At 47.6% G+C, this 25295-nt stretch carries 24 protein-coding genes and 1 pseudogene; 8 read left to right on the forward strand and 17 right to left on the reverse strand.

Features of this window, described 5'->3' with window-relative positions; genetic code table 11:
• Window positions 1-10: 10 nt before the first annotated feature.
• Window positions 11-808 carry an archaetidylserine decarboxylase gene (asd, locus tag ACUC6J_RS19630; RefSeq protein ID WP_016820056.1) on the forward strand — a complete coding sequence of 266 codons (798 nt, stop codon included), beginning with the start codon at window positions 11-13 and terminating at the stop codon, window positions 806-808.
• A gap of 141 nt (window positions 809-949) precedes the next feature.
• On the opposite strand, the gene ACUC6J_RS19635 is transcribed toward asd, so the two are convergent.
• Window positions 950-1735, reverse strand: coding sequence for a helix-turn-helix domain-containing protein (locus ACUC6J_RS19635; protein ID WP_045244880.1), 786 nt, complete (start codon window positions 1733-1735; stop codon window positions 950-952).
• A 180-nt stretch (window positions 1736-1915) separates the two neighbouring features.
• On the opposite strand from ACUC6J_RS19635, the gene ACUC6J_RS19640 reads away from it, so the two are divergent.
• Window positions 1916-3214: an aminotransferase class I/II-fold pyridoxal phosphate-dependent enzyme gene (locus tag ACUC6J_RS19640; RefSeq protein ID WP_016820054.1), complete on the forward strand. Its 1299-nt coding sequence runs from the start codon at window positions 1916-1918 to the stop codon at window positions 3212-3214.
• A 107-nt stretch (window positions 3215-3321) separates the two neighbouring features.
• Here the strand turns inward: ACUC6J_RS19640 and ACUC6J_RS19645 are convergent, their stop codons facing one another.
• Window positions 3322-4599 carry an ATP-binding protein gene (locus ACUC6J_RS19645; RefSeq protein WP_447249315.1) on the reverse strand — a complete coding sequence of 426 codons (1278 nt, stop codon included), beginning with the start codon at window positions 4597-4599 and terminating at the stop codon, window positions 3322-3324.
• A gap of 206 nt (window positions 4600-4805) precedes the next feature.
• Here ACUC6J_RS19645 and ACUC6J_RS19650 point away from each other — a divergent pair, with 206 nt between their 5' ends.
• Entirely contained in the window at window positions 4806-4922 is a 117-nt protein-coding gene (locus ACUC6J_RS19650; RefSeq protein WP_013372853.1) for a hypothetical protein, read from the forward strand.
• A gap of 122 nt (window positions 4923-5044) precedes the next feature.
• Here the strand turns inward: ACUC6J_RS19650 and ACUC6J_RS19655 are convergent, their stop codons facing one another.
• The 5 genes from ACUC6J_RS19655 to ACUC6J_RS19675 form a co-directional block, all read right to left on the reverse strand.
• Window positions 5045-6268: an ABC transporter permease gene (locus ACUC6J_RS19655; protein WP_447249316.1), complete on the reverse strand. Its 1224-nt coding sequence runs from the start codon at window positions 6266-6268 to the stop codon at window positions 5045-5047.
• Window positions 6269-6270: 2 nt separating this feature from the next.
• On the reverse strand, window positions 6271-7017 hold the full coding sequence (locus ACUC6J_RS19660; protein ID WP_016820051.1) for an ABC transporter ATP-binding protein: 747 nt from the start codon (window positions 7015-7017) through the stop codon (window positions 6271-6273).
• 18 nt (window positions 7018-7035) lie between these two features.
• A complete protein-coding gene (locus ACUC6J_RS19665; protein WP_016820050.1) occupies window positions 7036-8427 on the reverse strand; it encodes a DEAD/DEAH box helicase in 1392 nt (463 codons plus the stop codon).
• Window positions 8428-8548: 121 nt separating this feature from the next.
• A complete protein-coding gene (locus ACUC6J_RS19670; RefSeq protein WP_447249317.1) occupies window positions 8549-9328 on the reverse strand; it encodes an SDR family NAD(P)-dependent oxidoreductase in 780 nt (259 codons plus the stop codon).
• Between the two features lie 39 nt (window positions 9329-9367).
• Window positions 9368-9826, reverse strand: coding sequence for a chemotaxis protein CheX (locus tag ACUC6J_RS19675; protein ID WP_025365744.1), 459 nt, complete (start codon window positions 9824-9826; stop codon window positions 9368-9370).
• A gap of 425 nt (window positions 9827-10251) precedes the next feature.
• Between ACUC6J_RS19675 and ACUC6J_RS19680 the strand changes: the two genes are divergently transcribed.
• The 3 genes from ACUC6J_RS19680 to ACUC6J_RS19690 all read left to right on the forward strand — a co-directional run bounded on the left by ACUC6J_RS19680 (window position 10252) and on the right by ACUC6J_RS19690 (window position 12955).
• Window positions 10252-11154, forward strand: coding sequence for a LysR family transcriptional regulator (locus ACUC6J_RS19680; protein WP_016820048.1), 903 nt, complete (start codon window positions 10252-10254; stop codon window positions 11152-11154).
• Window positions 11155-11214: 60 nt separating this feature from the next.
• Entirely contained in the window at window positions 11215-12024 is an 810-nt protein-coding gene (locus tag ACUC6J_RS19685; protein WP_017427306.1) for a histidinol-phosphatase, read from the forward strand.
• 190 nt (window positions 12025-12214) lie between these two features.
• On the forward strand, window positions 12215-12955 hold the full coding sequence (locus ACUC6J_RS19690; protein ID WP_016820046.1) for a GTP pyrophosphokinase: 741 nt from the start codon (window positions 12215-12217) through the stop codon (window positions 12953-12955).
• Window positions 12956-12961: 6 nt separating this feature from the next.
• On the opposite strand, the pseudogene ACUC6J_RS19695 reads toward ACUC6J_RS19690, so the two are convergent.
• A pseudogene (locus tag ACUC6J_RS19695) lies at window positions 12962-13570 on the reverse strand (alpha/beta fold hydrolase); the annotation flags it as partial.
• A gap of 245 nt (window positions 13571-13815) precedes the next feature.
• Between ACUC6J_RS19695 and ACUC6J_RS19700 the strand changes: the two are divergent.
• On the forward strand, window positions 13816-14703 hold the full coding sequence (locus ACUC6J_RS19700) for an NAD-dependent epimerase/dehydratase family protein (RefSeq protein WP_447249318.1): 888 nt from the start codon (window positions 13816-13818) through the stop codon (window positions 14701-14703).
• Window positions 14704-15015: 312 nt separating this feature from the next.
• On the opposite strand, the gene ACUC6J_RS19705 is transcribed toward ACUC6J_RS19700, so the two are convergent.
• From ACUC6J_RS19705 to ACUC6J_RS19735, 7 genes are all read right to left on the reverse strand, one after another.
• The gene (locus ACUC6J_RS19705) at window positions 15016-15624 is read right to left on the reverse strand and encodes a GNAT family N-acetyltransferase (RefSeq protein WP_404302461.1); all 609 of its coding nucleotides are present in this window, start codon (window positions 15622-15624) and stop codon (window positions 15016-15018) included.
• A gap of 52 nt (window positions 15625-15676) precedes the next feature.
• Window positions 15677-16417 (reverse strand): metallophosphoesterase family protein, encoded by a 741-nt coding sequence (locus tag ACUC6J_RS19710; RefSeq protein ID WP_447249319.1) that lies wholly within the window; start codon window positions 16415-16417, stop codon window positions 15677-15679.
• A gap of 106 nt (window positions 16418-16523) precedes the next feature.
• Complete coding sequence (locus ACUC6J_RS19715) at window positions 16524-17468, reverse strand: metallophosphoesterase (protein WP_447249320.1); 945 nt, start codon at window positions 17466-17468, stop codon at window positions 16524-16526.
• A gap of 67 nt (window positions 17469-17535) precedes the next feature.
• Window positions 17536-18345, reverse strand: coding sequence for an aminoglycoside N(3)-acetyltransferase (locus ACUC6J_RS19720; RefSeq protein WP_016820040.1), 810 nt, complete (start codon window positions 18343-18345; stop codon window positions 17536-17538).
• Between the two features lie 169 nt (window positions 18346-18514).
• The gene (sdhB, locus tag ACUC6J_RS19725; RefSeq protein WP_013372870.1) at window positions 18515-19282 is read right to left on the reverse strand and encodes a succinate dehydrogenase iron-sulfur subunit; all 768 of its coding nucleotides are present in this window, start codon (window positions 19280-19282) and stop codon (window positions 18515-18517) included.
• A gap of 19 nt (window positions 19283-19301) precedes the next feature.
• Window positions 19302-21047: a succinate dehydrogenase flavoprotein subunit gene (sdhA, locus tag ACUC6J_RS19730; protein ID WP_016820039.1), complete on the reverse strand. Its 1746-nt coding sequence runs from the start codon at window positions 21045-21047 to the stop codon at window positions 19302-19304.
• Window positions 21048-21140: 93 nt separating this feature from the next.
• On the reverse strand, window positions 21141-21815 hold the full coding sequence (locus ACUC6J_RS19735; protein ID WP_016820038.1) for a succinate dehydrogenase cytochrome b558 subunit: 675 nt from the start codon (window positions 21813-21815) through the stop codon (window positions 21141-21143).
• A gap of 226 nt (window positions 21816-22041) precedes the next feature.
• Between ACUC6J_RS19735 and ACUC6J_RS19740 the strand changes: the two genes are divergently transcribed.
• Window positions 22042-22947, forward strand: coding sequence for a LysR family transcriptional regulator (locus tag ACUC6J_RS19740; RefSeq protein WP_016820037.1), 906 nt, complete (start codon window positions 22042-22044; stop codon window positions 22945-22947).
• A gap of 5 nt (window positions 22948-22952) precedes the next feature.
• On the opposite strand, the gene ACUC6J_RS19745 is transcribed toward ACUC6J_RS19740, so the two are convergent.
• Both ACUC6J_RS19745 and ACUC6J_RS19750 read right to left on the reverse strand, forming a co-directional pair.
• Entirely contained in the window at window positions 22953-23630 is a 678-nt protein-coding gene (locus ACUC6J_RS19745; RefSeq protein WP_013372875.1) for a potassium channel family protein, read from the reverse strand.
• Window positions 23631-23648: 18 nt separating this feature from the next.
• The gene (locus tag ACUC6J_RS19750) at window positions 23649-24989 is read right to left on the reverse strand and encodes a TrkH family potassium uptake protein (RefSeq protein WP_016820036.1); all 1341 of its coding nucleotides are present in this window, start codon (window positions 24987-24989) and stop codon (window positions 23649-23651) included.
• Window positions 24990-25295: the final 306 nt, after the last annotated feature.

Raw genomic sequence — 25295 nt, forward strand, 5'->3', positions numbered from 1 at the left:
GGGATCTGTAATGGCAAAACAGTGGCTGCGGCTTATGACGGAGCTATCATCGCGCAAGTGGGTGTGCCGGATTGTGGGCTCCTTCGCGCAAAGCGGTGCAAGCCGACTTTTTATCCCCACCTTTATACGTACGTACCAGATCCAGACGCATGAGGCGGAACAGGATTGGAAAGAATACCGCTCCCTGAACGCCTATTTTACACGCAAATTAAAAGCGGGCATGCGCCCGATTGATACGAACGCCGAGGTGATGACCAGTCCGGTGGATGCACGGATTACTTTTACCGGCCCAATTACGTCTGGCACTCTTTTGAATGTCAAGGGGCAAGACTATACGCTGGAAGAGCTTCTTAACCGCTCTCCGCGTCTTGAGAAGTACACACACGGCTATGCTTTTGTACTCTATCTCAGCCCGACGGATTATCATCGCATTCATGCACCGGTATCCGGTACACTGGTAGAAAAGGAGCATCTGCGCGGCAAAGTATACCCAGTGAATGACTTCGGCTTGCAGCATATGAGAGGAGTTCTTAGCCGCAATGAACGACAGATTACGTACATGGCCCACGAATACGGTGAGGTGGCGGTCGTCAAGGTTGGCGCAATGAATGTGAGCAGCATCAAATATACGGATGAACAAGCGACTTCCTGGACAAAAGGTGACGATCTCGCCTATTTCGAATTTGGCTCAACCGTCGTTTTGCTGACCGAAAACGGCACATTTGAGCCAGACCCCGCATTGAAGCTGGGGGACGTGGTGAAAATGGGACAACGTCTTGGTAGCTTTCGACACGATCCTAAAGCATAAATAAAGGATTGTAACAAAAAAATAGCTGCACATTTGAGCATGGGGATCGAATGATTCAAATGGCTCATACGAAAAAGGACCCAGCGTAACTGCTTCGGTCCTTTTTGATTTATCCTTTATATTCGTCATGCGTTAATAGCCTTATCGAATCTCAGACGGACTTTTTCCTGTATACTGCTTGAATTGGCGGCTAAAGAAAAAGATGTCGCGGTACCCCAAAGCCTCCGCCACCTCAGTTACATTCATTCCGGCATGCAGCAACAGATGCTGCGCGCGCTCAATCCGCATGCTGATTATATGGGATTGCACGGAAACACCTAGCAGCTCCTTGAATTTTATCGAAAAATAACGCGGTGACAGCCCTGCACGTGCTGCCAAATCCTCGACTCGATGAGGAAGTCCCGGATGCTGGCGCACGTAGTTGGCCGTTTCTCGAATGACCTCGGTGAGCTGGTTACTGGCCTGTTGCTCCTGCGGTTCCTTCCGGTCTGCACGCAGCAGATGAATCATCAGTTGCTTCAGAATCAGCCGGCCCTCCTCATCAGCCCCGTAGGCACGCTCCAGACGCAGACGGACATATCTGGCAAGCATATGCTCCACCTCGAACGTTTCTTCCAGCATGCGGTAGCTGGCTGGAATTTGCTTGGGTTGTTCGGTGAGATCAAAATGAATATAAGTAAGTATGAGCGGCTTTTGCGGATTATGTGTGGCACGGGTATCGTCTCCCGGCTTGAACAAAAAACAACTGCCCTTGCTCACCGGATAGGCTTTCCCATTTAATACAACCGTTCCCTCTCCACTCCATACATAAAATAAATCATAGTTTGGCATCGGCTTCTCGCGTACCTGCCATTTCCAGCCCGGCTCGCACACAATTTTGGCAAAGGCCGGCAGCAGGATAAACGATGACGCAGATGTATCCAGCAAAATCTGTACCTCCTTTGGTTCATCTCTGGTTGTCCTGTTATCCCGTTATTTTATAATATAAGCGCAGCGCCACGATTAAGCAAAAAATACGCTCTTATGGCCCCTAATGCTTGTGCGTGACGCTTACCGTGTGTAATGCTATAATATGTAATCAAAATGACTTGGAAGGATGAAACGGGAATGAATCCACTGGCAGCGCAGTTAAATCAAAACATTCAGACAGGCAACGAGCATGTATATCAAATGCTTTCTCTTTTAGGTAAAGAGATTTATTTTCCAAAAGAAGGGATTTTGAGTCAATCCGCCGAGGCAGGGAAACTTGCCAAAAAGTATAATGCTACGATCGGGATTGCTACTGAAGGCAATGGTCCTATGCATTTGGAGGTTATTCAGGAGAAGCTGTCCGCTTACAGTCCCAAGGATTTGTATCCTTACGCTCCCCCTGCGGGCAAGCCTGAACTTCGCAGCGTATGGCGTGACAAAATGCTGAAAGAAAATCCTTCACTGGCTGGAAAAGGCTACGGCCTTCCTGTAGTTACCAACGCGCTGACCCACGGTTTGAGCATCGTTGCCGACCTGTTTACGGATGAAGGAGATGCTGTCATTTATCCAGATAAAAACTGGGAGAACTATGAACTAACTTTCGGTATTCGCCGTCATGGACGTTTGGTGAATTTCCCGTTGTTCACAGAGGATCACCGTTTTAATAGTGAGGGACTACGCGAGGCGCTACTGGCGCAGAAAGAATACGGCAAAGCGATCGTTGTACTGAACTTCCCGAACAACCCGACAGGCTATACACCGGGCCTTGAAGAAGGTAAAGCAATTGTCGCTGCCATTCAGGAAGCGGCGGAAGCAGGCATCAATGTCGTAGTTGTGACAGATGACGCTTATTTTGGCCTGTTCTTCGAGGACTCTCTGCATGAATCACTATTCGGTCAGCTAGCCGGGCTTCATCCGAGAATTTTACCAGTCAAAATTGACGGAGCTACCAAAGAAGAATTCGTTTGGGGCTTCCGTGTCGGATTTATTACCTTTGCTTCGGAGCATCAGGATGTACTGAGCGCACTGGAACAAAAAACACTAGGGATTATCCGGGCAACGATTTCGAGCGGTCCTCACCCATCTCAAACCTTCGTACTGGATGCTCTCAAATCACCAGAATTTGAACAACAGAAGAATGAAAAGTTCCAAATTATGAAGGGGCGGGCTAATAAAGTCAAAGCGTTGCTCGATAGCGGAAAATACGGGGATGTATGGAGCTACTATCCTTTCAATTCAGGCTATTTTATGTGTCTCAAGCTGAACGGCTTGTCTGCTGAACGACTGCGCACACATTTGCTGGAACAATATGGGGTAGGCACGATTGCACTGGGTGAATACGATCTTCGTATCGCGTTCTCATGTATCGAAGAGGAGTATCTGGAAGACCTATATGACATTGTGTATCGTGGTGCACAAGATTTGTTGAACGCCTAATCTGTCTGTATCAGGTTAGAATATATAATATAACTAGCGGTATGCCAGATATTAGGGCATACCGCTTTTTGGGTCGGCTGACTATTGTCCATCATACGTCCGCACAATTATCCTTCCGCAGCGAGCAGAGATTCCTGTGCCAGTGGCAGCAGGATGACGACCTCCGTTCCCACTCCGGGCTCACTTTCATAGTGTATACTCCCGTTCATGGCTTCAATAATTCGAAAGGAAACGACCGTCCCCAGTCCTGTTCCTACCTCTTTGGTTGAAAAAAACAAAGTACCCACTCGTTCGAGATGCTCCTGGCTCATGCCTTTTCCAGTATCCCTGATACTCAGACATGCCTGCTCTTCCTGTATCGCCAGCTTTATGTATACCCTGCCTCCATCTTCCGCAGCTTCAATCGCATTTTTCGTCACATGTATTAACGCCTGTAGCAGCTGGTTACGATCTGTATGTACATAAATTTCATTCCTTAGCTCTGTATACAGCCTTACGCCTTGCTTGGTCGCCATTGGTTTCAGAAGCAAAACGATCTGTTGAACCATGCCAGACAGATCCATCCGTTCTGTGTTCCCAATCTGCGGCCTGGATAAGTTCAGATAATCGCTAATAATTCTTTCAGCCCGATCCACCTCTGCCAGTGCCAAAGCAACATATCTGCGATTTTTCCCTTCTAATCCTGACTGAACCATTTGCAGGAACCCTTTTACGACGGTTAAAGGATTCCGTACTTCATGAGCCATAGAGGCTGCCAGTTCACCCAACGTATTCAGACGCTCGGCATATTTAATTTTTCTTCTCATTTCTTCCCGCTCCAAACTAAATTCCATCCAGAAAGAAGAGGCTCCAATACTTAGGAATTGAATCACACCGAACCAGAGTATTGAGCGAATCAGCTCAATCTCATCCTCATCCAGTCTGCCATTGATCCAAGAATGTATTAAAAGAAAAATCAGCATAACTCCAGTGATCCATATACTCATTACCATATTCATGCCCACTCGAAGCAACATGCTTTTGAGCTGCATAAATTTTTTTCTTACCAAGAGAGGACCCAAATAACACAACATCATGCTCGGAAGCCCCACCACCATAGACTCGGGGCCTACATACATACGAGCCATTACCATTAGCGTCACATTCATTAGACCTGCCTTGGGACCAAAATATAAAACAGAGAGAATCAAAGGAACATACCGAAGATCCCAATATAATCCGTACCAAATGTACGAAAACATAAGGCAAAGCACCGAAGAAACACCCAGCACCCCTCCCATAAGCAGCGGGGTATGCTTCCTATGCCGATGATCCGACAAAGCGCTATATACGAGTAACGGTACAAACACAAGAAATATGTTCACGAGCAGCTTATCTACCAGCATCTCGTCTTTCCCACTTTCCAAGTGATAATGATTACATACTTCTTCTATTCTCGATAATACGTACCTTTTCCTCTCTCATCTCCTGCATCTGATGAAAAATATAGGGCGATTCGGCAACACACCAGAACATTGGCCCACGCAATCCGGAAACCCACTTCATAAGATACGATGTATCCTTTATCACAATGACCGAGAGGAGAATGAGCATGGGAGCAGAAGAAACAAGAGGCGGTTACGGTGGTTACGGCGCATTCACAAGCACAGGAACAATTTTGGTACTGTTCATTTTGTTAGTTATCATCAGCAAAACGATCTTCGTTTAAGCAGACCGATATCTGCACCCACGACTACCATAAGCAGTGAATGTACAAAAAAGGCTAATCCGCAGGCAGCTCAGCTTTTGCTGCTTGCGAATTAGCCTTTACTTTATTGACACAGATATGGATTACACTTCTTCCTCATCCTGTCCGTCCAAACGCCATTTTTTGGCTTGAGTACCACGGAGCAGGAACACAACAAGGACTCCCCCAACCAGCGTGAGCAATGTAGACAGTAAATCCTGCGTTCCTTTTGCCAGAAAAGGAAGCCACAGCACCACCGCAGCCGGCAACGTCAACCGAACAACAAAGTCAAGAAAAGACGCACGGCGACTATGCGCAGGAATCGGATATAACTGAAGCCACAACGAATCCCTGTGATACTGTCTCAAAGAAGTAATCTGAACACCTATGAGGAATATAAAAAATAAATATACGGCAATACCAATCCAGCTAGCATGGGTGATATATATAATTAACAGACCCAGAATACCTAACCGAATGACAATGCCTGCTGGTTCTGTACGCAAGAACGTCTTAAACAGCAGGTAACGATACGCTCCCTTTCTGTTCCAAGGTATGTTGCCACCCAGCCAGGACAGCCAGCGGCGCGGCGTCACTCTCTGTGTAAGGGCAGGCACATCGACAAACCAGCCCAACGTACGCATCACGCGGGCAGCCTGCATAGCCTCTGTGCGGATCAGTTTTTCCCAAGCCACTAGCAGCTTGACCGGCAAACGCAGAACAAGCACGTACACCACGCCAACCAATACGATAAACGGCAAGCTGTGTAGCGGGGGCTGCCATAGCCATGCGGCTACCATCAGCACAGCCAGCACCCACCGCAGTAGACGATAGCCTATGCTCCCGCCAACCGATACCATACGAAGCTCCTGCCAGCCGCCGTAGCTAAATAGCACCTTCAGTAGCACGAACAGCAGCAGAGTCAGTAGCAGCGACTTAGGTGCAGCATCACTGCGGATATACAACGGCCACAAAATCATGGACAGCAGCAGCAGACCGAATATTTTGTACACCACACCTCGAATCCGGCTGGCCTTAAAATATTGTGGCATCGCGTACTCCTGGGGACGAAGGAAGACTATATCTGCCGCATTCAAATACGTTCGAAAGCTCGCATGCGCAATTGGAATAGCTACAATAAGCATGATCCAGCGGATGGGCAAATCCGGCGGAATATGCATGAGTAGCGACGTGTACCATGCGGCAAAGGCAATCAGCGCAAAGCCGAAGACCACTGCAAGGCCGCTCTGAATGACATAGCCCAGATAAGGCAGCACCTGTCCCCAGAACGCTAGACGTCTTTCTTTATGCAAACGTTGCAAATCCATGCTCATTCCCTGCCCTGTACCAGCTCATAAAATGCATCTTCCAGCGGCATGCCCGGCTTACCCGCCTGTGCTGTCACTTCATCCAGCGTACCCTGAGCAATGATGGCACCCTGATGAAGCACAATGAAACGATCGCAATAATTTTCAATCGTGGACAAAATATGAGAACTGAGCAAAATAGACGAGCCCGATCGCTTCATCTCCAACATAAAGTCAAGCAGAGAACGAATGCCGAGCGGGTCCAAACCCAAAAAAGGCTCATCGATGACATACAACGGCGGCCCCGCTAAAAATGCGCACATAATCATCACTTTTTGGCGCATCCCTTTGGAGAGATGCATCGACATACTTCCGCTTTTATCCCGCATACGAAACAAATCCAGCATTTGATCACTGCGCGTGCGGAAATCTGCTTCGCTGACTCCGTACGCTCTAGCCGTGAACTCCATATGCTCCATCACTGTCATTTCAGGATACAGCTCTGGGGCTTCAGGTACAAAAGCAATAGCTCCCTGATATACCTCGGGATTCTCATCCTGCTTATGCCCCTGTACGCGAATCTCTCCGGCCTGCGGTGTCATCAGGCCCAAAATATGCTTCATGGTCGTACTTTTCCCGGCCCCGTTCAAACCGATCAGCCCCACCATTTCGCCCGGCTTCACATCGAGCGAAATCTGATGCAGCACCGGGCGTTTGGCGCTGTATCCACCAGTCAGTCCGTTAATTTGCAACACAGGCTGTTGTTCCATGGCTCCCCCTCTTCTCCCTTACTCGTTCGGTTTTGATCCTTTTTCCTTCAGCCATCTTGGCGCACCCTTGTTTTTACGATCACGCTCGCGCTGTGCCTTTCCTGCTTTGGATAAGGCTGCTCCTTTGCTCTTGCCTGGAGCTGAACCGTTCACGGAATTCCTGCCTGGACGTCCTGCTTCAGTCCGAACAGGTGTCTTGCGATTTTCCGTCACTGTTCCATTGGAATTAGATCTAGTCTCAGACGGCCTTACAGGGGCACGCTTGGCATCCGCCGGGCGCGGCACCACAACTCGACCTCCGTACAACACACGCTCTGCAATATCGATTCCCAGTTCACGAGAAAACTTACGCATGATGAACGTTTCGCGGTCGGTCACAACCGACACTACTAATCCTTTGCGTCCCATACGTCCTGTCCGCCCTGCGCGGTGAACATAAGCTTGACTATCCGTAGCCGGGTCAAAATGAATGACCATTTCAAGGCCCTCAATATCCAGACCACGGGCTGCTACATCGGAAGCGACCAGCACTTTGAGCTTGTCCTCGCGGAATCGGGCCAACACATTGCTGCGCGTGACTTTATCTGCATCTCCATACAAGGATGCCGTAGTTAGACCCATATGCTTGAGCTTGGCTTCAATTTCCCCAATAGCATTGGTTGTATTCACGAACACCAGCGCTTTTCTCGGATTAAAATGCCGTACCAGACGGCGCAGCATATCCACCTTATCCCGTTCTTCGGATACAAAGTAGTAATGTTCCAGTCCACTGGCCGTCTTCTGGTCAGGATCAATCCCAATTTCTACGTAATCAGGCATCTCCCGTTGTGCCAGCGACTGAATTTCATTATTCAGCGTTGCGGACAGGAATACCAATTGACGGTCGCGTTGGGCAGAGCCCAGTATATTGGTCACATCGCCTGCTCCGCCGAGCTGGAACATCTGATCCACCTCATCGATGACAATAGTTGTAATATTGTGCATCTTCAGCTTTTTTGAAGCGATGAGTTCCCGTACACGGCCTGGTGTGCCTACCACAAGCTGTGGGTGATCCTTTAGCTTTTCGATTTGGCGCTTGATGGCTGCCCCACCAATCAGACCCAGTACACGGATTCCACGATGCTCTCCGTAGCGCTGACCCTCACGTACAATTTGCATGGCCAATTCCTGGCTTGGAGCCAGTATCAGCTTTTGCGTAGCCTTTTTCTGTGGGTCAATCGCTTGTAGCAGCGGTAGCAAATAAGCCAGTGTTTTGCCTGTGCCGGTTTGCGAGCGTGCCAATACATGCTGTCCCTTCATTATTTCCGGTATAGCCTCTGCCTGAACTGGCGAAGGCTGTGTAATTTCATGCTCGGTCAGTTTGTCCAGCAGATCTTGTTCAACGCCGAGCGCTTCAAAATTCAATGTCATGAAAAGGTCCAACCCCTATACGTAAATTCGTTACTCTCCATTATATGCGAAAATAGCCTTGTTACCAAATCACAAAAATAAAAGATGTCCCTCACCACACCTAATGGCTACGGGACATCTATTATTTCTTATTCATCACACCATGCCCCAGCCTGTCGATCAGTCTGGGAGCTAATTGATACAGCTTGAGAAAAGGAGATACCCACTGTGGCAGATTAACCTCCTCCTTACCAAGCTCCATCGCCCTTACGATATGCTGTGCCACCTTATCAGGTTTTAGCATAAACCAGCCAACATTCCGCACATAACCCCCGGAGGGATCTGCCAGCTCAAAAAACGGTGTATCAATCGGCCCGGGGTTAATCGTCGTTACGGTCACTCCACTTCCGCGCAGTTCTTGCCGGAGCGCATTACTGAAACCGAGCAACGCATGCTTCGTGGCCGTATAAGAAGCCGATTTGGCTGTCCCGATTTTCCCAGCCATCGATGCTACATTAACAATCTGCCCACAGTTCCGCTCTGTCATTTGTGGCAGAAATGCCTTGATGCAGCGAACAACCCCTATATAGTTCACGTCCATCATTTGTTCGAACTCTGTCAGGTCGGTCTCATTAAAATACTCAAACTTACCGTACCCCGCATTGTTGAGCAATATATCAACCCGTCCGTATTCTTCCAATACTCGTGCAGCCACAGCCTCTACCTGCTCCTGGCAAGTTACGTCCAGTGGGATCAGCTCGTGCCTGCCGCTGATTCCCGCAGATACTTGCTTCAGTCGTTCCTGCGAGCGCGCTGTTAAAATAGGAATCGCGCCCTTTGCGCTCAACAACTGAGCGCAAAGGGCGCCAATCCCACTGGATGCACCTGTAATCACAATTACCTTATCCTGCAATGTACTCATGGACATCCCTCCACATTAAAGAAACTTACTCCTTTAATATTAAGAGATCATCACCTGAATATCCAGCTCACCGATTCCTTCCACCGAAAGCGGAATACAAAGGGCACGCTGAGGCACAAAAGTGGTTAAGTTTTCTGATTTCATGACCTGCGGAGGGGTGATATCCACGACAATTCCTTGACTGGACAAAATTGTACTGGCATTGCCACTAATCATATTGCCCAATTCCGAAATTGCGCTTTTTCCCATCTCATCAATTTCAGTCAACACAAATCCGCCCATCATCGCCGATACCATACGTAGCGCCACCTGTTCATTCAGGCCGAACACAATATTTCCGCTAAGCTGTCCAGTCATCCCGATCATAATCCAGATATGGTCGTCCACCAGCTCGACATTTTTCACACCGAGATTTCCGGGTAAAGGAGATACTTGGATCAATTGTTCAATGACCCGTCTCGCCGACTCCAAAAAAGGATTTATCACTTCTGCCTTCACGATCATTGCGCCCCTTTACGATGGGCTTTTAGACACACAACAAAAGTCCCATTTTAATTTGAGTTTTTTATTCAAATAATGCTGTATAACGACTCAACCTGCAATAAAATGCTCTCTCTATCACTTATCGACAGCAGTCCGGCAATTTTTTATAGCTAAAGCACAAAAAATGTGAATAATGTCCTATATCTTTACTCCATGCCGAATTTAGACAGGTTAATTTTAAAGTATATCAGGACTTTAGTCTTTATTTCCCAATATACCACACTTTACGATGTACTGCTTCGATTCATTGCCCTTCCTGCTCGAATAACCTATAATCTAATGAAATAAAGCATAACGATGGTTTTACATATAAACAAGTAGATTGGCTAAACTCAGTCTATACAGCTGCGACAAGCTAAAGAAAAGAGAGGAGGAACTTCATGAACATCAGTCAACTTGAAACGCTTATCATGATTTCCAAAACGATGAGCTTCCGTAAAGCCGGAGAACTTCTCAATTTGACGCAGCCGGCAGTGTCCGCCCAAATCAAAAGTCTGGAGGATGAGTTCAAAACCATTCTGATTGACCGCAACCAGCCCGTCACCCTGACCGACCGGGGAGTTGTTTTTTTGGAACACGCCGAGCGCATATTAGAGGTAGTTGAGGAATTAAGACAGAGATTGTACGACTTAAACGAAACACCGCAGGGTCACATTGCACTGGGTACCACAACATCCATCGCCATTCAAATTTTACCGCGTGTGCTCTCCTATTTTCAGGATCAGTTCCCTCTCATCAAAACCTCCATTCAATCGATGGCTTCCTCGATGATCTATCAGCAGGTGGAGAACGGACTTATTGATGTTGGTATCGGTTATCTGATCGAACGTAATCCCAATTTAAGCACTTCAGTTCTGTACTATGATTCCTTTGAACTTGTCGTGTCTCCTACTCATCCGCTGGCCTCGCAACCACATGCTACCATTGAAGCCCTTCGGGAAATTCCGCTCATTCTGCTCTCTCCCGATACGGTGGGACGGAAATTCGTGGACGATGTTTTTAAAAAGCACCAAATCGTGCCCCATGTCGTGATCGAGTTGTCCAGCAGTGAGGAAGTCAAACGGATGGTCGAAATCAATCTCGGGGCTGCCATCATTTCCAGACTGTCAGTCACTTCTGAACTGCGTACAGGCACATTAAAAATGATCCATATTCCCGAGCTGGAAGTTAGTCATCCGGTAGGGGTGATTTATAAATCCGGCCGCTATCTAAACTCAGCAATGCAGCAATTTTTAAGCGATCTGAAGGGGATGCCGGAGACGAATTTCACCAGTTCTGAATAACGTAATTCGCTATGAACAACATACACAATATAAACCTTGGTTACGAAAGGAAGACAGTCCATGAAATTTGATCTGCACACCCATCATTTCCGCTGCGGTCATGCAGACGGCAACATTCGGGATTACATCGAAGCAGGTATTCAATCAGGCTTACAAGCTATTGGTATTTCCGACCATTCCCCCTTCCTATGTAGCGAAAAGGATCAGGCCTTTCCTAAAATTTATATGGCCAAGTCAGAGCTTGCTGAATATGTAAAAGAGGTGCAGGAGCTTAAGAAGGAATACGAGGGCCGCATTGACGTGCTTCTTGGATTGGAAACGGATTATTTCCCTGATTTTGCTGAATTGTATCGTTCTACTTTGGCTCCTTATCCATTTGATTACCTTATCGGGTCGATTCACAATGTTGAAGGGGACAGCATTTTTAACCGCAACCGTTGGAAAAAACTAAGTGACGCTCGTAAAGTCGAGGTCAAACAAGCCTACTATGCGCTCATTCAGCAATCTGCGCGAAGCGGCATGTTTCAGATTTTAGGTCATATTGACGCCATGAAGGGGAATTTCCCTGCCTTTTCAGATATTCCTGCCGATGAAGCCATTGACGAAACCTTGCAAGTGATTGCAGCATCCAATGTGGCGATTGAAATTAACACTTCAGGCAAAACCAAGCTGAGTGGCGGATGGTACCCGTCTGCTTCTATTTTAGAAAGAGCGCACCATTTTGGTGTCGAGGTCACTTTTGGTTCGGATGCCCATAAGCCTTCGCGGGTAGGTGACGATTGGGAAGACGTAAAAGCGATGCTGAAGGATATCGGCTTCCGGGAATGGGTTTACTTTAAAGAAAAACGTAAAATTCCTGTAGCGCTTTAAAAGGCATGAAAGGTGTTAATCGCTGTTTGCAATGGGATGCTTAGGTATTTCTTTATAGAGTAATAATCCCATTGCAAGGGCGAACACTACGCTTCTCCAGATTCAAATCCTCGCTCTGCTACCAATCGCCTTAAACCGTACAGCTCCATTATCTTAAATAAATAACATCTTTGTGTGAGGAGAATTACATATGCAATTGGAAGATCCTATGGACAAGCTCAAAAAGCTAAAGCATGACATCACGCGCTTTATGCTCATCTATAAGTTTGCGCTCGACGAAATGGAAACCAAGATTGAAATATTAAAACAGGAATTTCAAGCGTTGCACGATTACAGCCCTATTGAGCATACCAAATCACGCCTTAAATCTCCTGAGAGCATCATGAACAAAATGCTTCGTAAAAATAGCGAGTTATCGCTGGATGCTATCAAAGATTCTATCAAGGATATCGCGGGCTTGCGTATTACTTGCTCTTTTATTTCTGACATTTATGATGTCAGTAACATGCTTCAGAGACAGAGTGACCTCAAGGTGCTGGAAATCAAGGATTACATCAAGAATCCCAAGCCGAACGGTTATCAAAGTCTGCATTTGCTGATTCAAGTTCCTGTATTCATGTCGGACTGTGAGGAACTAGTCTGCGTAGAGGTGCAGATTCGAACCATTGCGATGGATTTTTGGGCAAGCCTGGAGCATAAGATCTTTTATAAATACAACCAGTCTGTTCCCGAGAGTCTGACACGTGAATTAAAGAACGCAGCGGATTCCGCTAATGCGCTGGATCTGCAAATGGAACGTCTGCATCGTGAAATCAAGGAGATTAAAGATGCCAGAGGTGAAGAAGACTCTATGGAAGAGCTTCGAAAGATTATGATTAATAATCAGCAGATTACGGTGCCAGCCAATTTTTTGAAGCTTCTAGGGGAATAATTTGAATCAACTAATAGCGTGATTATTCAAAAATTGAAGAATAGAATCATTGATTAAGATGGGCTGCTCTCTAAGCATATGCGGTCGATGACTACAACCCAGAGCAACTCGATAACGTGAATCTTGGACGCATGAGCATAATTCCTGAAGCTGCTCTTCTGTGGCAAAGTCGTCATGTTCACCGGCGATAAATAATGCAGGGCACGTAATGCGGCTTAACTCATTACGTGTCAATTGCGGATATTGGCGCCAATCCTGAGCGCTCTGACGCATAAATTCCTGCCAATTACCTTGATGTGCTTCCTCATGGCGTTCCATCATTTGATGGATCATTTCATAGCGTTCGTTCTTAATGAGCCACTCCGGCTCAAACTCATCTGCCCCCTCAGGACATGCGACTCCACTACACCCAATGGTAGTAACGGTTGCGAACATTTGAGGGTGCTTCACCGCACAGTATAAAGCCACATTGCCTCCGCAGCTGTACCCAATAAGATGAGCTTTAGAAATATGTAACGCCTGCATAAAATCAAGCACATCTTCTGCGAGTTGAGGGGTACTCCATTCCAGGCTATCACATTTCGTTCTGCCATGTCCCCGATGGTCTGGAAAATAACATGTATACTTTTGCTAAAAATCAAGTAATTGAGATGAAAAAGCCAGGATTCCCCTTGAATAATGACTGTGCAAAAATATGACGGGGTCTCCTACACCCATTTTTTCGTAATACATTTCTAAATCCCGAGTTTTTACGTATGGCATATGATCCTCCCTTTTTTATTGCGTCCTGTATCTTTTACATTCCTTAGTCCGTCTATCTTAATATAAATGAAAACCATTCCATGAGGAGTGATGTAAGTATGAAAAAGGTACTTGTTTTGGGAGGAACGCGCTTTTTCGGCAAGAGACTGGTGGAACGTCTGCTGGACAGTTCCGAGAACTCCATTACTATTCTCACGCGGGGCCACACAAACGATTCGTTTGGTGACCGCGTTCAACGGATCTGTGCAGACCGTACGGACCCGCAAGCGCTCGCAGAGGCGGTAGGTGAGCAATTGTGGGACGTTGTTTATGATAATATTTGCTATTCCCCAGATGAAGCCAGCGAAGCCTGTCGTATTTTTGATGCTAAAGCCAAAAGGTATATTATGACCTCAAGCCTATCTGTCTATGATCCAAGCCCGAAAGCGGTGACAGAGAATATCTTCGATCCTCAGGCTTATCCAGTTCGCCAGGGCGGAAAGGACGATTTTACATATCAAGAGGCTAAACGGCAGGCTGAAGCAGTTTTTACGCAGCAAGCTACGTTCCCTGTAGTGACTGTTCGTTTTCCGATTGTATTGGGAACAGATGATTATACGAAAAGACTTCATTTTCATATTGAACATGTTCGTGCAGTCCAAGAAATTGGAGTACCTAATCCCGCAGCCCATATCTCATTTATTCGTTCCGATGAAGCTGCAGATTTTCTGCTTTGGCTTGGGTCTGCTCATTTAACAGGCCCTGTAAATGCTTGCTCCGACGGTACAGTAAGGATTGGAGATATCATTTCCATTATCGAGCAGGTCACGGGAAAACAAGCTGTGATCCAAGAAAAAACATCAAACGAGCATATGTCTCCATTCGGTATTACACAGTCGTGGTACATGGATACATCCAATGCCCAGTCAGAGGGATACTCATTCCTCTCCCTAAACGAATGGTTACCAGAGCTGGTAATCAGCCTGAACCGTACCTATGAATCATAAAAAAAGAGGACCCGAAGCTTCGGGTCCCAGCAATATATATGATTCAAAGGGGGTCATGTCTATGTTGTACCCAGTCTATATTAAAGTAGTTTTGCAGTTATATTTCATTTTTGTAACAAAATGAAACATAGACAGGATCTATCCAATCCATATTATCCCGAGTTAAAGAACCAAAAAAAGAGGACCCGAATGATCGGGTCCCAGCAACATATATTATTCAAAAGGGGGTCATGTCTGTATTGTACCCGTCCTGTGTTAGAGTTGCTTTGCAGTTATATTTCATCTTTGTAACAAAATATTCCAATGTCATTTCTAGGCATAATCCCCTTGGGTCATTGAAAATACCAATACACTCGGCACCTCTCCTGAGGGATCATAGGCACCAATGGTGCGCAGCAGGCGCATCTTATTTTTCATAAGCACACGCATAGAAGCCTGGTTATTCTTTTGGCAACGGCTTTCGATCCGCTGGAGCTTCAAAGATTCGAAACCAAATTTCAGCATTTCTCCCACAACTTCTGTAGCCAGTCCCTGTCCCCAAAAAGGCCGATCCAGAATATAGCCCAGTTGTGCCTCGCCCCTTCTTTCATTCCATTGCTGAAAAGAAACGATACCAAGCAACGGTGAGGAGGATCGTTCGTTGAATTCCTCATGCAGATTGCTTTCTCCTGTATTTCTCCGATGCCATTCCACTGCGAAATGCAGGGAATCCAGGGAGTCAGCAGATATTTTAATTTGCGCAACCAGGCGCCTCATTCTTGCATAGACTGGCTTGCGAATTCGATTCACATATTGGATTACCAATGGATCGGATAAGATCCGCTCCAGCGCAGGATAATCCTCCGCTCTGAGCTGGCGCAATCGGACTCGGCGAGTATAAAGCTCCGGCAATCCGAGACGAAGCATTTCTCTGGTCAGCACAATGTTCCCTCCTGCGGATGGATTCTGCTTTTAGCCATGCATATTTCTATACTTAATCCAGGTCCTGAATTCCCCGGTAAATTCCGGTACGCAGCTCTCGAATATAATATGCCAAAGAAGGCACATCTGCCTCCTCTGCTTGTTTTACTGCCAATTCTATATCATAGGGTACACGTACAAACTGAATGGAAAAAGGCGTGAGCTGCTCCTCTCCCCATTGCCCCTCTAAAATGCAGTAGGAAGCCTGGGTGATATCCAACGGATTCCCGACACTCCCAACGTTAAAAAGTGTTTTTCCCTGAAAATGCTGGATAAAAGCATTATGCACATCACCATATCCCACGACCTCTGGAGCAAAAGGTACTTTTCCACTTTCCTCTGCTAGTGGATCAAACATGGCAAGCCTTTTGGTCGGCTCATCCCATGGCTGCACACGGTGATACACGCTTTGCGGCGAGGCATGCACCAAGCGGATACGGCGTCCGCTCATTCTGAAATCATAATGAAACGGTAACTGTGCCAAATACTGTACTCGCTCTGCACCCAAACGTTCGGCTTGCCAGCTAAAATTGAGATCATCCGTTATGCTAACCAACTCATCCCAATTACCTCGAACGACGACTTCACAATGTTGGCGGATAGCATCCAGCACCTCGCACGGGCTAGGCCCTTTGCCGATCAGATCCCCCAAACAAAACACACGGCTAATGCCTCGGGAAGCAATATCCTCCAGCACCGCCTCACAAGCAGGCCAATTGCCATGAATATCTGAAATGACAGCAACACGATCCATCTGAATCTCACTCCTTTGTCCCAAAACGACTACATCTCTACACTACATTCAAGCCAACATTATGTAGTTCCAACATATATGATGAAGATGAAAAAAAGATCATGGCCTATTGGCCAGATTTTAACGTAATGACACTAAGCTCCGGTCTGCACAGCACCCGTATCGGCAAATGTGTCATACCAATGCCACGGCTGACATACAGTGGCATTCTATCCGTTCCCACATGAAACAATCCCTGAATGTACTTGCGTCCACCTGGGGGCGGCATCGGCGCTCCAATGACCGGCAAACGTACCTGTCCCCCATGTGTATGTCCTGACAATTGAAGATCAAAGGACATTTGTGCCGCCACATCTGCATAGTCCGGCTCATGCATCAGCAGCAGCTTGCACATCTCATCAGACAGTCCGTGGATAGCACGCTGCGGATTGGGCTTGCCCATGATGTTATCCTCTAAACCGACAATGGCCACACGTTGTCCCGCGCGCTCTATAACCGCATGCTCGTTTCTCAGCAGCGTAAACCCGGTTTTGGGATATAGCTCCTGAACGCCGGCTGGCAAGCCTCTATAATCATGATTGCCCAGAATAGCAAACTTACCAAGGGTAGCGTGCATGGAAGCCATAACTGGAACAGCAGCCTTCATAGATACGGAATAATCATCTACAATATCTCCTGTAAAACAGAGCAAATCCGGCTCCAGGCCTGCTATCCGGTCCGCAAGCTCGCTCAGATCCTGCTCATCCATGTGAAACCCTAGGTGCACATCACTGAAATGCACCACCCTAATTCCGTCAAATGCAGACGGAAGACGAGGGAGAGACAAGTTGAAGCGTGTAATCTCCAAATGATTAGGCTCCCATAAGGAAGCATATCCTCCAGCCAGAAGTGCAGTTCCTGCAGTGGCCAAAGCCGCTTTCTTCAAAAAACGGCGGCGGGAAGGATTGGCTGGCTCATTTGATAAGGAACGCCGCGAAGAACCGGGAGGGATAGCGGCCTCCTGTTGTAGGCCATCCTGACTCTCGCGGCGGATTTGCGGCGTCTTCTTCATTATGCGTTCCCCCTTGCGTTCTGTCCTTTCTATCTCATTTCTCAGATTTCCCTACTGTCCAGAAGCTCTAGCGATGAGTGGATAACCACTGCTCTGCATAGTCAACCAAATCCCGTTGCCTTGCGAAAAAACATGAAGCCTCTCCAATGTTCACCCGCGTAAAGGATGTGGGACATTCCCGCTCAAAATCAAGTCCCAGCTGCTCAAAATCATCCGAGGTAATATTATAATCCTGAAAAGACACCCACGCTTTGATCCCATCCACCATCATAGGGGCTTGATGCGTGACAACTTCACGTCCATTATAGGCTGTTCGATATTCTGCCAAATGTAAGGAGGTGTTGCTGTCATGTCCGCAGCCCAGCAACAGTACATAGGCATCTGCCTCATACAGCTTTGCCAAGGGCGAATGCTCACCCAGCCCAAAATCAAGCTCATGCGCTTCCAGCAAGCCTAAAGCAGCAGGTCCACGCCCCGCCAGAGAAACGTGCGGATGCCCGCTGCGCACTGTTCCCGGCAGGCCACGGAACGTTTCTACGATGACGCCCATCCCTCCGGTCAGCGTCCAGGCCGGATCATAAGCGGGCATTTCCTCGCGGACCAGTTCCCACCATGACTCATCCAGAGGCGGGTTCATCCAGGTGGACGGATCTGTCAAGTCGTGTGACTGTGTTGGCATCACCAGCGTTCCTTCCCGGCCAATCGCTTCGGTTAATGCGGCAAGAATGGTGGAGGCCCCGCCTGGAACAAAGCGTCCAAAGCTGCGCATCGACGAGTGAACAAGCAATGTCATGCCGCTCCGAACTCCCAGTTCCCTTAATCCTTTCATTACATCCGACCGCGTGACAGGTCGATTCGTTATCGGTTGCACAGTCACCTGTCCAGCCTCCTTTTCTCCAAAACGATACACAATACTCTAATTATACCATAGTGCAGTCCCTCGCTCCTTCCTCCATGTTACCCTCCATCATTCCTGAGCGCAAAAAAACAGGCTTTCTCCGGTTTGGGAAGAAGCCTGTTTGAGTACAACCTATGGGCTGGCTCTGCTACACAGTCAGCCAGCGCTTGAACATATGCTTGGTCGTTTGCTTGTTCATTTCGGCAATGGAAGTTGTCAATGGAATGCCTTTCGGGCAAGAGCGTACACAGTTTTGCGAATTACCACAGCCCTCCAGCCCGTCGTCCGTCATCAATGCATCCAGGCGCTCCTCCTGATTCATTTCCCCTGTCGGATGGCTGTTAAACAGGCGAACCTGAGATATCGCCGCAGGTCCGATGAACGTCGTCTTCTCATTGACGTTCGGGCATGCTTCCAGACAGACACCACAGGTCATGCACTTGGACAGCTCATACGCCCACTGACGCTTTTTCTCTGCCATTCTAGGACCCGGCCCCAGATCGTAGGTACCGTCAATCGGAATCCACGCTTTGACCTTCTTGAGCGCGTTAAACATCCGGCTGCGGTCAATGACCAAATCCCGTACTACCGGGAATGTGCTCATCGGCGCAATCGTAATCGGCTGCTCCAGCTTATCGACAAGCGCCGCACACGCCTGACGCGGTTTGCCGTTAATCACCATGGAGCAAGCTCCACACACTTCCTCCAGGCAGTTCGACTCCCAGCACACCGGAGCCGTCTCTTTACCTTGGCTGTCTACCGGGTTACGCTGAATTTCCATCAGCGCGCTGATCACGTTCATTCCCGGTCTGTAGGCCAATTCGAATTCTTCCGTATAGGAACTAGCATTAGGCTCATCCTGACGAGTAACCACGAACTTCACTGTTTTATTCGACTTCACTGCTTGCTCCGACATCTAAATCCACTCCCTTCTGTTATTTGCTCTTGGAATAATCTCGAACACGCGGCTTGATCAGTGAAACGTCGACCTCTTCATACGAAATTTGTGGTCCTTCCGGTGTCCAATCTGCAATCGTTGTTTTCAGATAATCTTCATCGTTGCGGTCCGGGAAGTCCGGCTTGTAATGGGCGCCGCGGCTTTCGTTGCGCAGCAGCGCCCCTTTGGTCATCGCTTCGGCCAGCTCCATCATGTTCCACAACTGCCGTGTAAACGCAGCACCCGCATTATTCCAGCGCGAAGCGTCATTAATGTTAATGTTTGAGTAACGCTCCTTCAGCTCCTTGATCTTGTGAATCGTAGCTTCCAGCTTGTCATTATAACGAACCACGGTCATATTGTTCGTCATCCACTCACCCAGCTCTTTATGAAGAACATAGGCATTTTCTTTTCCATCCATGTGCAAAATATGCTCGTACTTCTCAGTCTGCTGATGGACTGCCGCATCAAATACCGAAGAAGCTACATCCTGGGCAGACTTTTTCAAGCCCTTGATATATTCCACAGCCTTTGGTCCAGCCACCATTCCACCATAAATGGCCGACAGCAACGAGTTTGCACCCAAGCGGTTCGCTCCGTGATACTGGAATTCACATTCACCAGCTGCGAACAGACCCGGTATATTTGTCATCTGATTATAATCGACCCACATGCCGCCCATTGAATAATGAACAGCCGGGAATATTTTCATTGGGATTTTACGCGGATCGTCGCCGACGAATTTTTCATAAATTTCAATAATGCCGCCCAGCTTTACATCCAGCTCTTTTGGGTCCTTGTGGGACAAATCCAGATAGACCATGTTCTCGCCATTAATACCCAGTCCATCATCAACACATACGCTGAATATTTCACGTGTCGCAATGTCTCGAGGGACCAGATTTCCATAAGCCGGATATTTTTCTTCAAGGAAATACCATGGCTTCCCGTCTTTATACGTCCAAATGCGACCGCCCTCTCCCCGTGCCGACTCGGACATGAGACGCAACTTATCGTCACCGGGTATAGCCGTTGGATGAATCTGTATAAATTCACCGTTCGCGTAGCGAACGCCTTGCTGATACACTGCACCGGCAGCTGTACCGGTATTAATGACGGAATTTGTGGTTTTGCCGAAAATAATTCCGGGACCACCGGATGCCAAAATAACGGCGTCCGCTGCAAAAGTCTTCACTTCCATCGTACGCAAATCCTGCCCGCAAATCCCTCGGCAGATGCCTTCATCATCCAGTACAGCCTGTAAAAACTCCCAGTTCTCGTACTTGGTCACCAAACCAGCAGATTCCCAGCGCCGTACCTGCTCATCGAGAGCATACAGGAGTTGCTGTCCTGTCGTCGCGCCAGCGAAGGCTGTCCGATGATGCTGGGTACCGCCAAAGCGGCGAAAATCTAGCAGTCCTTCTGGTGTCCGATTGAACATAACACCCATGCGGTCCATGAGATGGATAATTCCCGGAGCCGCTTCGCACATCGCTTTTACCGGCGGCTGGTTTGCCAGAAAGTCACCGCCATAGACTGAATCATCAAAATGAATCCAGGGTGAGTCTCCCTCACCTTTGGTATTTACCGCACCGTTGATGCCGCCCTGCGCACAAACAGAGTGGGATCTTTTGACCGGAACCAAAGAAAATAGATGAACGTGGACTCCCGCTTCTGCCGCCTTGATCGTAGCCATTAGACCTGCCAGACCGCCGCCCACAACAATAATGTTGGATGCTGCCATTTCTGCTCACTCCTTCTTTTCAGGATTTGTACTAAATCCCCTTTTACAAATCAGAATAGAATCTCAACACGATGTATCATTTAAATAACTCGTTTACAGTAGCTGTTTAAAGGCGCTGCATTGCACCAAGGCTGTTGCCGTTTCCTGGAATTCCGCGCTGCGAAATGCAAGCAGGGAAGCAACGAAGCCGATCGACACCACCACGAACAGGGTCATACAGATATAGGAAGATACTTTTTGGGCACGTGGTCCCACGGTAATCCCCCAACTGACCATAAATGCCCACAGTCCATTAGCAAAGTGAAATGATGCCGAAACGACACTGATTAAATACAAAATAAAATAGACCGGGTTCGTCACTATACCATGCATTACGCCGCCTAGCTCCTCATGAGTTACATTACCCAGGGCCACCTGAAAGCGTGTGTCGTATACGTGCCAGATAATAAATACAAACGTAATGACGCCGGAAATACGCTGGAACAAAAAGCGCCAGTTACGCGAATAGCCAAACCTTTTGACATTCGGGTCAGCCTGATAAGCGATATACAAGCCATAGATTCCGTGGAACAGTAATGGCAAGTAGATGAATAACGTTTCTAACACAATAACCAGCGGCAAACCATTCAGGAAGGCCACGCTGCGATTAAAACCTTCCTTGCCGCCCTCCACCGCTGTGAAGTTCGTCACCAAATGCTCAACAAAAAATAGAGCCAATGGAATGACGCCAAGAAGCGAATGCAGCTTTCTGGAATAAAATCCTCTCATCTAGGTCATGCTCCCTTCTCCCAATAATAGCGTTTTCAATAGTAATATAACATATAAAATGACAGTTCCCGACAGGGAATGTTCAACAAGGTGTCCCTTATAAGGAAAAACAAAAGTGTGAACATCTTGTGTCGCTTTCATGTTACTCCTTTTCGGCTTATAATGGAATTGCAATATACGTATTAATTATTATGTCTTTTTTGCATATAGAGAGGAAGTGGAAGATTTGTTTGAGGATTTGAACGCTTTTGCCGTCATTGTCGAGCAGTCCAGCCTGAATAAAGCCTCCAAACTGCTGAATTTGTCCCAACCCGCCCTGTCCCGCAAAATTGCCAAGCTGGAGGAAGAGCTGGGTGTCCATCTCTTTGATCGTCGGGGCAAACGGCTCGAAATTACATCGACTGGCCGATTTGTATATACTTTCGCGCTGGAGCAACGGCAACGTCAGCTTCGCTTCTTACAAAAGCTGTCCCAGCACAAAAATGAAGCCCAGAGCATGCTTACACTGGGCGCAAGTCTTACGACACTCCAAACGACGCTGCCTACCCTCGTCGAAGCTTTCATGAGCAAGCATCCTCAGACTGAGCTAAAGCTGCTCACCGGCAAGACGCATGAAATCGTTGCCTTTGTACGCGACAAAAAAGCAGACGCCGGCGTTGTCGGGTCTGCCATTCATGAAGCTGGACTGCGTTGCATTCCGTTATTTGACGATCATTTGGAGCTAGTCGTCCCCATCGGACATGAATTAACTGTCAAGACAGGAACGGCTTCAATGAAGGACTTGCAAGGATTGCCGATGATTATTTTCTCCAAAGGAACCTGGTACCGCAGTCTGACGGATGACTTGTTCCAGCGTAGCGGCATTATGCCGGATATCCGCATGGAAATCGACTCCTTCGAGGCGATTGTACGCCTGCTTCCCACCTGCAAGGCATCCGCTTTGCTGCCCAAATCCTATTTGCGCAGCGAACTGCTGCGAGATAATGGACTTACTGCATTGTACTTGCCTGATTTGAAGGAGACACGCCGAACGACCTCCCTGATCTACTCAGAAACGGCCGATCTCGGCCCAACAGCACGACGCTGGATTAGCGAGACACGCGCATCGTTTGCAGGCTACCGTATGGTATAGAGGATTTAACCCTCTTCATTGACATTAACGACCTCATCCTCAAAGCGGCCGATATTATCATTGGAGCCGATAATGACCATAATATCGTCTGCTTTCAGCCGATCCATAGCTGTCGGTGCGATCAAGATACCATTCGCCGTATGAAGCGCCACGATGCTGCAACCAAAGCGGGTGCGAGCATTTAATTCTGCCAACGTTTTGCCATTCAGACATGCAGGCACATTAAGTTCTACAATGCTGTATTCCTTGGACAGCTCCAAATAATCGAGCAGATTAGGCGTGACCAGCTGATGCGCTACTCGAATACCCATATCCCGTTCCGGATAAATGACTCGGTCCACCCCAAGCTTCTCTAACGCACGCCCATGCAGCACAGATATGGCTTTGGCTACGACTTTTCTCACACCCAGCTCCTTCAGCAAAATGGCGGTCAGGATGCTTACCTGAATATCATCACCAATCGCAACAATGCCGCAATCGAAATTACGTATGCCGAGTGACCGCAACGCATCCTCATCTGTAGCGTCTGCCACGACAGTATGTGTCAGAATCTCACTCATACTGTCCACAACATCCTCATTCCGATCAATGCCCAGCACCTCGCACCCCATATCCACCAATTGCAAAGCCAGGCTTGAGCCAAACCGTCCCAAGCCAATGACTACAAACTGCTGCGTTTTCATATCTACTCGAAAACTCCCTTACCCTATAATTATTTTACCTTCTGGATGACGATACAATTCCTTACCCTTTTTCGGTCCCAGTGCATAAGCTAGCGTGAGTGGACCCAGCCTGCCTGCAAACATCGTCAGAGTAATCACCAGCTTGCCTACAACTGTCAAATCAGGTGTAAGCCCCATGGACAGTCCTACCGTACCAAAGGCAGACACCGTCTCGAACAAGATCATCAGAAAATGATGATCTTCGGTTGCGGACAGAATCATCGTCACCCCAATCACGAACAGCAACCCCAGCAAGGTAATAGTCAAAGCCTTATAAATGCGTGCCTGCGCAAGTCGGTACCGGAACAGCACAATGTCTTCCCGTCCCCGCAGCATCGAAAACACCGCTCCAATGAGCAGAGCAAATGTAGTGGTCTTAATCCCGCCTCCAGTGGAGCCAGGCGAAGCCCCAATAAACATGAGTATGATGATAAAAAACTGCGTAGCCTGCCGCAAGCCTGCAATGTCCAGCGTGTTGGCACCTGCGGTGCGAGGGGTAACGGACTGGAATAAAGAACCCAGCAGTTTACCACCCCAATCAAGCGAGCCAAGCGTCTTCGGATTCGTAAACTCAAATACAAAAATGACAAGCGTCCCGACGACAATCAGAGCAGCTGTCATGCTGAGTACCACCTTGGTATGCAAGGATAGTCTCTTACGCTTGCGATAATCTGCCAGGTCAGACATCACTACAAAACCAATACCACCCGAAATAATGAGAAACATGGCTGTAAAATTAACAATCGGATCATATACATAACCTGTCAGGCTGCGAAATTCACCGAACAAATCAAAACCAGCGTTATTAAACATGGAAATGGCATGCCAGATTCCAAAATAAATCGCCCTGCCGACAGGCATATCAAATGACCAGCGAATCGAAAAAATAGCTGCACATACGCCCTCAATCATCAGCGAGTACCATAGCACCTTGCGGATCAATCCGACAATTCCTTCGACAGAGGTCTGATTCATCGCTTCTTGCAAAATAAGGCGCTCCCGCAAGGAAATCCGACGCTTGAACACCAGCGCGATCAAGGTAGCCATAGTCATAAAGCCAAGTCCGCCAATCTGAATCAGCGCAACGATGACAATTTGACCAAAGGTTGTAAAAAAGAGCCCTGTATCCTTAACGACAAGCCCGGTTACACAGGTCGCGGAAGCGGCAGTAAACAAAGCGTCTATAAACGCAAGTGGTTTTCCTGTTGTATTAGAAATGGGCAGCATTAACAATAAACTACCTATTAGAATGATAATGGCAAAGCCTGCAACGAATATTTGCGGTGGAGAAAGCCGAAGCCAGCTTGCATTGGGATTCATTTATTCATCACTTCTCCTCCTTGGTGAACTATGAGCATGGAGATCGCTCAGCTCATAAAATCACCAATTCTTTTCAGTTTCTTTTATAAATCAGAAAAGTATCCGCAAAGCGGGATACTTTTGCCTTTCAATACTCACTACACTTTATACGTAACTACCTCATGGAACGTTTGATGACTTTAAGGCGGGCAGCAGCGAAGCGGTCCATTTGAATCTGGAGAAGCGATAGCGCTCGCCTTTGACTCTGAATTTTACCCTTATCAAGGTCTAGAAAATCAAAAAAATTCAGTGGCAACAGCGATTGGA

The sequence above is a fragment of the Paenibacillus sp. JJ1683 genome, from assembly GCF_053006485.1.